Source organism: Nocardioides sp., from assembly GCF_036274455.1.
GTDB lineage: Bacteria > Actinomycetota > Actinomycetes > Propionibacteriales > Nocardioidaceae > Nocardioides.
Window position 1 is genome coordinate 38801 of the sequence record NZ_DASUFR010000146.1, and the last position, 10292, is coordinate 49092.

Consider the following 10292-nt stretch of genomic DNA (forward strand, 5'->3'; position numbering starts at 1 on the left):
GGTGACCCCGAAGGCGAGGACCGACACCGAGACCACGCAGGCCCCCGGAGCCACGGACGCGATGGCGGCGCCGCCGGTCGAGGTCGCGACCGTCGACGGCGTGGAGCCCACCCACGTCAACACCGAGGCACCGCCGGACACCGACCCGTTCCCCGACTCCGAGGGCAGCACGCCCGACTGGTTCAAGACCGCGGTGTTCTACGAGGTGCTGGTCCGCTCGTTCCGCGACTCCAACGGCGACGGCGTCGGGGACTTCCAGGGGCTGATCGAGAAGCTCGACTACCTGCAGTGGCTGGGCGTCGACTGCCTGTGGATCCCGCCGTTCTTCTCCAGCCCGCTGCGCGACGGTGGCTACGACGTCTCCGACTACACCGACATCCTCCCCGAGATCGGCACCGTCGAGGACTTCCACGAGTTCCTCGACGCGGCCCACCAGCGCGACCTGCGCGTGATCATCGACTTCGTCATGAACCACACCAGCGACCAGCACCCGTGGTTCCAGGCCAGCCGCGAGGACCCGGACGGCCCCTACGGCGACTTCTACGTGTGGTCCGACACCGACGACAACTACCCCGACGCCCGGATCATCTTCGTCGACACCGAGCCGTCCAACTGGACCTGGGACCCGGTCCGCCAGCAGTACTACTGGCACCGGTTCTTCAGCCACCAGCCCGACCTCAACTTCGACAACCCGGCGGTCCACCAGGCGATCCTCGACGCGGTCTCGTTCTGGTTCGACATGGGCCTGGACGGGTTCCGGCTCGATGCCGTGCCCTACCTCTACGAGCGCAAGGGCACCAACGGCGAGAACCTCCCCGAGACCCACGCCTTCCTCAAGAGGCTGCGCAGGTACGTCGACGAGAAGTACCCCGGCAAGATCCTGCTGGCCGAGGCCAACCAGTGGCCGGCCGACGTCGTGCACTACTTCGGCGACTACGAGTCGGGCGGCGACGAGTGCCACATGTGCTTCCACTTCCCGGTGATGCCGCGCATCTTCATGGCGGTACGCCGGGAGTCCAGGTTCCCGATCTCGGAGATCCTCGAGCAGACGCCGCCGATCCCCTCCGGCTGCCAGTGGGGCATCTTCCTGCGCAACCACGACGAGCTGACGCTCGAGATGGTCACCGACGAGGACCGCGACTACATGTGGGACGAGTACGCCAAGGACCCCCGCATGAAGGCCAACATCGGGATCCGCCGACGTCTGGCGCCGCTGCTCGACAACGACACCAACCAGATCGAGCTGTTCAACGCGCTCCTGCTGTCGCTGCCCGGGTCGCCGGTCCTCTACTACGGCGACGAGATCGGGATGGGCGACAACATCTGGCTCGGTGACCGCGACGGCGTCCGCACCCCGATGCAGTGGACGCCGGACCGCAACGCCGGCTTCTCGTCGGCCACGCCCGGGAGGCTCCACCTGCCCGCGATCCAGGACCCGGTCTACGGGTACCAGAGTGTCAACGTGGAAGCACAGCTCGAGAACCCGTCCTCGCTGCTGCACTGGACCCGGCGGATGATCCAGGCGCGGCGGCGCTACGACGCGTTCGGGCTCGGCTCCTTCGCCGACCTCGGCGGCTCCAACCCGTCGGTCCTCAGCTACGCCCGCGAGCACGTCACCGACGACGGGTCCACCGAGGTCATCATCTGCGTCAACAACCTGTCCCGCTTCCCGCAGCCGGTCGAGCTCGACCTGCGGCGGTTCGAGGGGCTGCGGCCGGTGGAGCTGATCGGCGGGGTGGAGTTCCCGCGGATCGGTGAGCTGCCCTACCTGCTGACGCTGGGCGGCTACGGCTTCTACTGGTTCCGGCTCGTGCCGGCCGACGTCGAGGAGGCGCAGCTGCTGTGACCCCCTCCCATCTCGACCCCTCCGTCTTCTCGGAGTTCCTCGACCGGACCCGCTGGTTCGGCGGCAAGGGCCGCCCCTACTCGGTCACCGACGTACGCACCGTGGGCGAGCTGCCGGGAGGCCCACCCCTCGTCCTCATCCACCTGGTGGAGGTGACCTACACCGACGCCGGCGCAAGCCCGGGTGAGGCGACCGAGACCGAGCTCTACCAGGTGCCGCTGGTCTACTACCAGGACGCGGAGCACCGGCTCGACCACGCGTTCGTCGGCTGGTGGGAGGACCCGGACCGCGGCTGGCAACACGCCTACGACGCCGCGCACGACCGTGACGCGATGGCGCTCTGGCTGCGCGCGTTCGCCGCCGAGTCGACCGAGGGCGGCCTGGAGTTCCACCGGCTGCCGGGCCACGAGCTGGACCTCGAGGCCTCCTCCACGCTGTTCAGCGGGGAGCAGTCCAACTCCTCGGTGGCCTACGGCGAGGACTCGCTGATGAAGGTGTTCCGCAAGGTGACGCCCGGGGTCAACCCGGACATCGCCGTCCACGAGGTGCTCACCCGCGCCGGGTCCGAGCACGTCCCGGCGCTCTACGGCTGGCTCGAGACCCGGCTGGACGAGGGCGACGACGTGCTCCAGCTCGCGATGCTCCAGCAGTTCCTGCGCACGGCCAGCGACGGGTGGGACCTTGCCCTGGCCAGCGTCCGGGCGCTCTACGCCGACCCCGAGGTGCACGCGCGCGACTCCGGCGGCGACTTCGCCGGGGAGTCGTCCCGGCTCGGCGAGGCGCTGCGCGAGGTGCACCACACGCTGCGCGAGCACTTCCCGGCCGAGACCAGGCCCGCGTCCGAGGCGGCCGAGCTCGCCGCGGCGATGACCGGCCGGCTCGAGACCGCATTGGGCGTCGTACCGGAGCTGCGGGAGCACGCCGCGACGCTGCGTGCGGCGTTCGCCGCGGTCGCGAAGCTGGACGGGCTGGAGGTCCAGCAGGTGCACGGCGACCTGCACCTCGGCCAGACCCTGCGCACGTCGCACGGCTGGAAGATCGTCGACTTCGAGGGCGAGCCGGCCAAGCCGCTGGCCGAGCGACAGCTCCCCGACTCGCCGTGGCGCGACGTCGCGGGGATGCTGCGCAGCTTCGACTACGCCGCGCGCGTGGTGCAGCGCTCGCTGAGCACCAGCGAGGCGGACGCCGACCTGATCGACACCCGCGCCCAGGAGTGGTCAGAGCGCAACAAGTTCCACTTCCTCCACGCCTACGCCGGTGGCGAGCTGTCCCCCGAGCAGCGGGTGCTGCTCGACGCCTACTTCGCCGACAAGGCCGTCTACGAGACCGTCTACGAGACCCGCAACCGCCCGTCCTGGGTGGCGATCCCGCTCCAGGCCGTGGCCAGGATCGGAGCGGCATGACCTCATCGAAGGACAGCATCACCCATCCCCCGGTCCTCCCCGTCGACGCCGGCCTGCTGACACAGCTGGCCCGCGGTGAGCACGGCAGCCCGCACTCGATCCTCGGACCGCACCCCTACGAGGGCGGCGTCACGGTCCGGGTCCTCAAGCCGCTCGCCAAGCGGGTGGTGGTGCGGCACGGGGACGGCACGACCTACGAGCTCGCCCACGAGCACGAGGGCATCTGGGTCGGCGTGCTCCCCGGCGAGGACGTGCCGGACTACCGCGTCGACGTGACCTACGACGACGGCCACACGCACACCGTCGACGACCCCTACCGGTTCCTGCCGACCCTGGGCGAGATGGACCTGCACCTGGTCAACGAGGGCCGCCACGAGCTGCTGTGGACGGTGCTCGGCGCCCGCGTGCACCACTACCAGCCGCCGCTGGGAGAGCCCGTCACCGGCACGTCGTTCGCCGTCTGGGCACCGGCCGCGCGGGCGGTGCGGCTCAAGGGCGACTTCAACAGCTGGGACGGCCGCGAGCACCCGATGCGCCAGCTCGGCCAGTCCGGTGTCTGGGAGCTGTTCGTGCCCGGAGTGGGCGCCGGCAACGCCTACAAGTACGTCGTGCTGGGCGCCGACGGCCAGTGGCGCGAGAAGGCCGACCCGATGGCCTTCTGGGCCGAGGTGCCACCGGACACGGCGTCGAAGGTCTACGAGTCGCACTACCAGTGGGGCGACGACGAGTGGATGTCGTCACGGCCGGGCAAGCAGCACGTGCACGAGCCGATGTCGATCTACGAGATCCACCTGGCCTCGTGGCGGCGCGGCAGGAGCTGGGAGCAGCTCGCCGAGGAGCTGCCGGCGTACCTCTCCGAGCTGGGGTTCACCCACGTCGAGCTGATGCCGGTGATGCAGCACCCGTTCGGCGGCTCGTGGGGCTACCACGTCACGTCGTACTTCGCGCCGGACTCGCGGTTCGGCGAGCCGGACGGCTTCCGGCTGCTCGTCGACCGGCTGCACCAGGCCGGCATCGGTGTGATCCTCGACTGGGTCCCGGGCCACTTCGCCACCGACGAGTGGGCGCTGCCGCGCTTCGACGGCACGCCGCTCTACGAGGACCCCAACCCCCAGCGCGGCTGGCACAAGGAGTGGGGCTCGCACATCTTCAACTTCGGGCGCAACGAGGTGCGCAACTTCCTCTACGCCAACGCCCTCTACTGGCTCGAGGAGTTCCACGCCGACGGGCTCCGGGTCGACGGGGTGGCCTCGATGCTCTACCTCGACTACTCGCGCGAGGAGGGCGAGTGGACGCCGAACGAATACGGCGGTCGCGAGAACCTCGAGGCGGTGCAGTTCCTCCAGGAGATGAACGCCACGACCTACAAGCGGGCCCCCGGCATCACCACGATCGCCGAGGAGTCGACCTCGTGGCCGCAGGTCACCGGGCCGACCTCGTCGGGCGGTCTCGGCTTCGGCTTCAAGTGGAACATGGGCTGGATGCACGACTCGCTGGGCTACGTCGAGCAGGACCCGGTCCACCGGTCCTACCACCACGGTGAGATGACGTTCTCCCTCGTCTACGCCTGGTCGGAGAACTACGTCCTGCCGATCAGCCACGACGAGGTCGTGCACGGCAAGGGGTCGCTGCTGCGCAAGATGCCCGGCGACCGCTGGAAGCAGCTGGCCAACCTGCGCGCCTACCTCGGCTACATGTGGGCGCACCCGGGGAAGCAGCTGCTGTTCATGGGCTGCGAGCTCGGCCAGGAGTCGGAGTGGGCCGAGTCCCGCGAGCTGGACTGGTGGCTGCTCGACCACCCCGAGCACCTCGGGGTCGCCCACCTCGTCCGTGACCTCAACTCGGTCTACAAGGGCACGCCCGCACTGTTCGAGCGTGACGACGACCGGGGCGGCTTCCAGTGGATCGACGCCAACGACGCCGGCCGCAACGTCTTCTCGTTCATCCGGCGCGCCCGGTCGGGCCCTGACCTGGTCTGCGTCTCCAACTTCGCGGCGATCCCCCACGAGGGCTACCGGCTCGGCCTGCCGTCCGCGGGCATCTGGGAAGAGGTGCTCAACACCGACGCCGAGGGCTACACCGGCTCGGGCGTGGGCAACATGGGCGGGGTCACCGCGCTCGAGGGCGACCACCTCGGCCAGCCGGCGTACGCCGACATCGTGGTGCCGCCGTTGGCGACGGTGTGGTTCCGACGAGCAGCTGCGGGCTGAGCTTGCGAAGCCCCTGAGCGTCGCGAGGCGGTCCGGTGAACCGGAGCCCTACGATCTGGCGACATGAGAGCCAGGTCGGGGAGCGCCGGTGGCTGACGTCTTCCTCAGCTACGCCTCCGCGAGCGCGGAGCTGGCCCGGCGGGTGGCGGCCACGCTGGAAGGCCAGGGCCTCGCTGTGTGGTGGGACCGGCACCTGCGCTCCGGGGAGCGGTTCCAGCAGACCATCCAGCGCGAGCTCGGCGCGGCGCAGGCGGTCGTCGTGCTCTGGACCCGGCAGTCGGTGGACTCGGAGTGGGTCTACTCCGAGGCCCGTCGGGGACACCAGCGGGGCGCGCTCGTCCAGGTGCGGACCGCCGACGTCACCATCGACGACCTCCCGGCACCGTTCGACGCGCTGCACTGCCCGCTCCTCGACGACACCGACGCGCTGCTGCGCGCCGTCGTCGCCCTGACCGCCCCGGACCTCGGCCCCGCGGGCGCCGTCACGGCCCCGACGCCGGCCCGTCAGGAGCGCAAGGTCGTCACGGCACTGTCCGTCGAGCTCGAGCCCGACATCGGGCTCGACCCCGAGGACTACGAGGACCTGGTGCGCCGGTTCGAGTCCCTCGTCCGCGTCTCGGTGGAGCGGTACGGCGGACGGCTCGAGCAGGGCGGGGATGTCTCGCTCACGGCGGTCTTCGGCGCACCGCAGTCCCACGAGGACGATCCGGCTCGCGCGGTGCAGGCCGCGCTCGTCCTGCTGGCGGGCGTGTCCGAGCTCGGCGGCCGGGGCTCGCACGCGGGGGTGGCGACCGGCGCGGCGCTGGTCACCGGCCCCTCCGTCAGTGGTCCGGTCGTGCCCACCGCCCGCCGGCTGCGTTCGGACGCGCCCCCGGGCGCGGTGCTGGTCGACGCATCTACCCGCGCGGCGGCGGCGGCGGTGGTCGAGTTCGAGCAGCGGGGCGACGGCTGGGTGGCCGTCGGCACTCGCGACGCCGGCCTGCGCCTCGGGGACGACCCGCCCATGGTGGGCCGGGAGGAGGAACTGGCTCAGCTGGGGCGCTCCTTCAACCGCTCGGTGCGGGAGTCGTCGGTGCAGCTGGTCACCGTCGTGGCCGAGCCCGGCCTGGGGAAGTCGCGGCTGGTGCAGGCCTTCGCCGACCTGGTGGCCGCCGGGGAGACCCCGACGACCTGGCTGACGGGGACGTGCCCGCCCTACGGCGTCTCGGTCGCGCAGGCCGCGCTGGCGCAGATCGTCAGGACGTACACCGGCGTCCGGGACGGCGATGCCGACGACCTGGCCCGGCGCCGGTTGACCGACTCCGTCGCCGAGCTCGTCGGCGACTCACCGGCCGACCAGACAGCCTGGCTCGTGTCGCGGCTCTCGCCCCTGGTCGGGCTGCCGGTGGCGGAGGCAGCCCCGGAGGAGCTGCACCAGGCGTGGGTCCGCTTCTTCGAGCTCCTCGCCGAGCACGACCCCGTGGTCCTCGTCCTCGAGGACCTGCACTGGGCGGACCGGTCGACGCTCGACTTCCTCGGCCGGCTGCTGGAGTGGACCGTCGGAGTGCCGCTGCTGGTCGTGGCCACGGCCCGGCCCGAGCTGTACGAACGGGTGCCGGCGTGGGGCGCCGGCCGCAACGCGACCACCGTGAGCCTGTCCGCCCTGAGCGAGGACGAGACCGCGGCACTGGTGGAGACCCTGCTTGAGTCGGAGCCGCTCCCCGACGAGCTCCGCGAGCTGGTGCTGACGCGGTCGGCCGGCAACCCGTTCTACGTCCGCGAGTACCTCGCGATGCTCGCCGGTGCGGCCGAGGCGGACCTCGCGGCGCCGCCCGGCTCGCTCCAGGCGCTGGTCGCGGCCCGGATCGACACCCTCGGCGGCGACGCGAAGCGCTCGCTCCAGGCCGCGTCGGTGCTCGGCCACACCTTCTGGTCCGGCGCGGTCGGGCACCTGACGGCGGCGGCCGGTCCCCTCGTCGAGGACCGGATGCGCGACCTGGCCCGCCGCGAGTTCGTCCGCCGCTCGCGGCGCAGCAGCATCGCCGGAGAGTCGGAGTACGCCGTCTCGCACGCGCTGGTCGCAGACGTCGCCTACGGAGAGCTGCCGCGCGCCGACCGCGCCCGGTTCCACGAGCTCGCCGGACGCTGGCTGGCCGAGCCGGTCGGCGACGCGATGCGCAGCGGTGACGCCGCCCTGGTGGCGCACCACTTCTCGGAGGCCCTCCGGTGGACCTCGGTCGACGCCGACCCGGAGGCGCACGCTCGTCTCGCGGGGCTCGCAGCGACCTGGCAGCACAGGGCCGCACTCCAGGCGATCTCCCACGACCCTGCGGCGGCGCTGACGCACGCCGAGGCGTCGCTGGCGCTGACTCCGGGGGACGACCCGGAGCGGGCCCCACGCCTGCTGGTCCTGGGCAGTGCGCTCTCCAAGCTGGGCCGGGAGGAGGCCGCGCTGGCGACCTACACCGAAGCCCAGGCGTCTGCCGACGATCACGGCCAGCGGCTGGTCGCGGGCGCCGCGATGATCCGCGTCTCCATCGAGCTTCGGCAGCTCTTCCGCACTCCCGAGGCGACGGCCGCGGCCCGGGAGGCGGTCGCCATGCTCGAGGCGCTACCGCCCGGACCGGAGCTGGTCGAGGCCTACCTCAACCTCTCCTCGGACCACGACTCGGCAGGGCTGCCTGCGGAGGCCGCGCGAGTCACGGAGAAGGTCTTCGAGCTGCTGGAGCGCCTTCCCGATCTGCCCGGCGACATCAAGGTGCGGGCTCTGCAGCAGCGTGGGCACGGCGCCCTGTGGGCCGGTGAGCCGAGCGCGCGGCAGTATCTGACCGCCGGCCTGGCGCTGGCCGAGGAGCTGCAGCTCTCCGGCCCGATGAGCTCCTTGCACGACGAGCTGGCCACCCTGGAGTACTTCACGACGTCGGTCACGGCGTCGCTTCCCTACAGTGAGGCCGCGATCCTCCTGGCCGAACGGAGCGGGTTGTGGGCGACCTATCTCCTCAACGCGGGCAACCACATCGAGGGCCTGCTGATGGCCGGCCGGGTGGCCGAGGCGCTGCGGTGGTGCGCGGAGGCCGACACGCGCCAGTCCGCGGTCGACGAGGGTGAGTCGAGGGTGGTCTTCCAGGTCTACCGCGCGTGGGCGCTCCGGATCGGCGGGGACGAGATGGAGGCGCGGTCGCTCAGCGCCGCCATGTACGACCTGGCCCGCGGCGGGACACACGAGTTCCTCACCTCCCTCGTGCTCTTCAGCGCGGAGTGCCACCCTCCCGGGACCGCGCGCCACGGTGAGCTGTTGGAGGACCTCGTCGCCCTGGTCCGGACGCCCGAGGCCGTCGCGAACCTGCTCCAGTACCTCCCGCGCATCGCGCGAGTGGTCGCGGGCGGGGGCGATCCCGACCACCTTGAGGTGATCGACGAGCTGGTGGCACAGACTCCGACGACGATGCGCTACTACCGCAACAACGTCGCCTCGGCCCGGGCGGAGCTCGCCGAGGCCCGCGGAGACCTCACCACCGCCGTCGCGCTGCACGCCGAAGCCGCGTCGGCCTGGGCCGAGCACGAGTGTCCGCTCGAGGAGGCCTACGCCAGGCTCGGTGAGGCCCGGTGCCGGCACGCGCTCGGCGAGACCGCGACCGACGCGGCCACGACGGTCCGGGACCTGTTCCAGGACATGGGCGCCGAGGGCCTCGTCCCGCTGGCCCAGCGCCTCCTGCCCTGAGGCACCGATGGTCCCGCTAGCCTCGGCGGAGTGACCGACCCAGCCGCCGTGCGCGTGACCACCGTGGGCGCCGGCGTGGCCCGGCTGGAGTGGCCATCGGGCCAGCCGATCGAGGACGTGCAGGCCGCGGTGGCCGCCGCGCTCGCCGACCACCGCCGCGTCGAGGCCTGGGTGGACCCGGACGACAAGACCGCCCAGCGGGTGGCGACGTGGTCGGGGCTACGGCGCGAGGGGATCATGCGCGGGGTCACCGTCGAGGGAGAGCCGGTGGACCGGATCGTCTACGCACGGCTGGCCGACGACCTGCCTGCGCACGAGCCCGAGGGCTTCCGCGCTCTGCTGAACTCCTTCCTCCCCCGCAAGCGCGCGATCAGCCAGATGCTGATCCGCGACCGCGAGGGCCGGGTGCTGCTGTGCCGGCTGACCTACAAGCAGGACTGGGACCTGCCCGGTGGGGTCGTCGAGGTGGGTGAGTCACCGCAGCTGGCCGTGGCCCGCGAGGTCGAGGAGGAGCTGGCGCTGCAGCTCCCGGCCGGCCGGCTCCTGCTCACCGACTGGCTGCCACCGTGGAGCGGCTGGGACGACGCGGTCTGCCTGGTGTTCGACGGCGGGGTGCACGACGCCTCGCTGGTGGCCGACGTGGTGCCGCAGGCGCGCGAGATCGTGCAGGTCAGGTTCTGCACGATGACCGAGGTGCACCACCTCTGCGCCGACTTCACGGCCCGGCGGATCGACTCCGCGCTCGCCGCGCTCGAGTCGGGGGGCGGGCCCGTCTACACCGAGTCCGGGCGCCCGGTCTGAGCTGGTGCCGCAGCCGTCCGCCCGCTGACTCGTCCGGCTCTAGAAGAGCGCGGACGCCAGCTGCTGGCGTCCCTTGAGCACGCGCGGGTCGTCGTTGCCGACGACGGCGAACAGCTCGATCAGGTGGAGCCGAGCGCGGTCACGCTCCTCCCCCGCGGTACGTCGTACGACGTCGAGCAGCCGACCGAAGGCGTCGTCGACGTGGCCTCCGAGCAGGTCGAGGTCGGCGACGAGGATCTGGGCCTCCACGTCGTCGGGTGCGGCGGCCGCGGCGTCCCGGGCAGCCTGCAGGTCCACCCCGGCGGTGCGCTGCATCAGCAGCGCGCGTGCCC

6 protein-coding genes are annotated in these 10292 nt (G+C 71.9%); 5 read left to right on the forward strand and 1 reads right to left on the reverse strand.

What is annotated here, in order from left to right; all coding sequences use genetic code 11:
• Position 1 precedes the first annotated feature (1 nt).
• From treS to VFV89_RS14315, 5 genes are all read left to right on the forward strand, one after another.
• The gene (gene treS, locus VFV89_RS14295; RefSeq protein WP_329706621.1) at positions 2 to 1846 is read left to right on the forward strand and encodes a maltose alpha-D-glucosyltransferase; all 1845 of its coding nucleotides are present in this window, start codon (positions 2 to 4) and stop codon (positions 1844 to 1846) included.
• Positions 1843 to 3249, forward strand: coding sequence for a maltokinase N-terminal cap-like domain-containing protein (locus VFV89_RS14300; RefSeq protein ID WP_329706622.1), 1407 nt, complete (start codon positions 1843 to 1845; stop codon positions 3247 to 3249). Before treS ends, VFV89_RS14300 begins: the two co-directional genes overlap by 4 nt.
• Positions 3246 to 5459 (forward strand): 1,4-alpha-glucan branching protein GlgB, encoded by a 2214-nt coding sequence (gene glgB / locus VFV89_RS14305; protein WP_329706623.1) that lies wholly within the window; start codon positions 3246 to 3248, stop codon positions 5457 to 5459. The genes VFV89_RS14300 and glgB overlap by 4 nt, the downstream gene beginning before the upstream one ends.
• An 88-nt stretch (positions 5460 to 5547) precedes the next feature.
• On the forward strand, positions 5548 to 9159 hold the full coding sequence (locus VFV89_RS14310; RefSeq protein WP_329706624.1) for an ATP-binding protein: 3612 nt from the start codon (positions 5548 to 5550) through the stop codon (positions 9157 to 9159).
• Positions 9160 to 9189: 30 nt separating this feature from the next.
• Positions 9190 to 9960, forward strand: a complete 771-nt coding sequence (locus VFV89_RS14315) for an NUDIX hydrolase (protein WP_329706625.1) — start codon at positions 9190 to 9192, stop codon at positions 9958 to 9960.
• 39 nt (positions 9961 to 9999) lie between these two features.
• On the opposite strand, the gene VFV89_RS14320 is transcribed toward VFV89_RS14315, so the two are convergent.
• The coding region (locus VFV89_RS14320; RefSeq protein ID WP_329706626.1) for a tetratricopeptide repeat protein at positions 10000 to 10292 on the reverse strand (293 nt) is incomplete at its 5' end.

Excerpts from the sequence above, each read along its gene's own strand:
- glgB (WP_329706623.1), top strand. The coding sequence starts at position 3,246 with ATGACCTCATCGAAGGACAGCATCACCCATCCCCCGGTCCTCCCCGTC.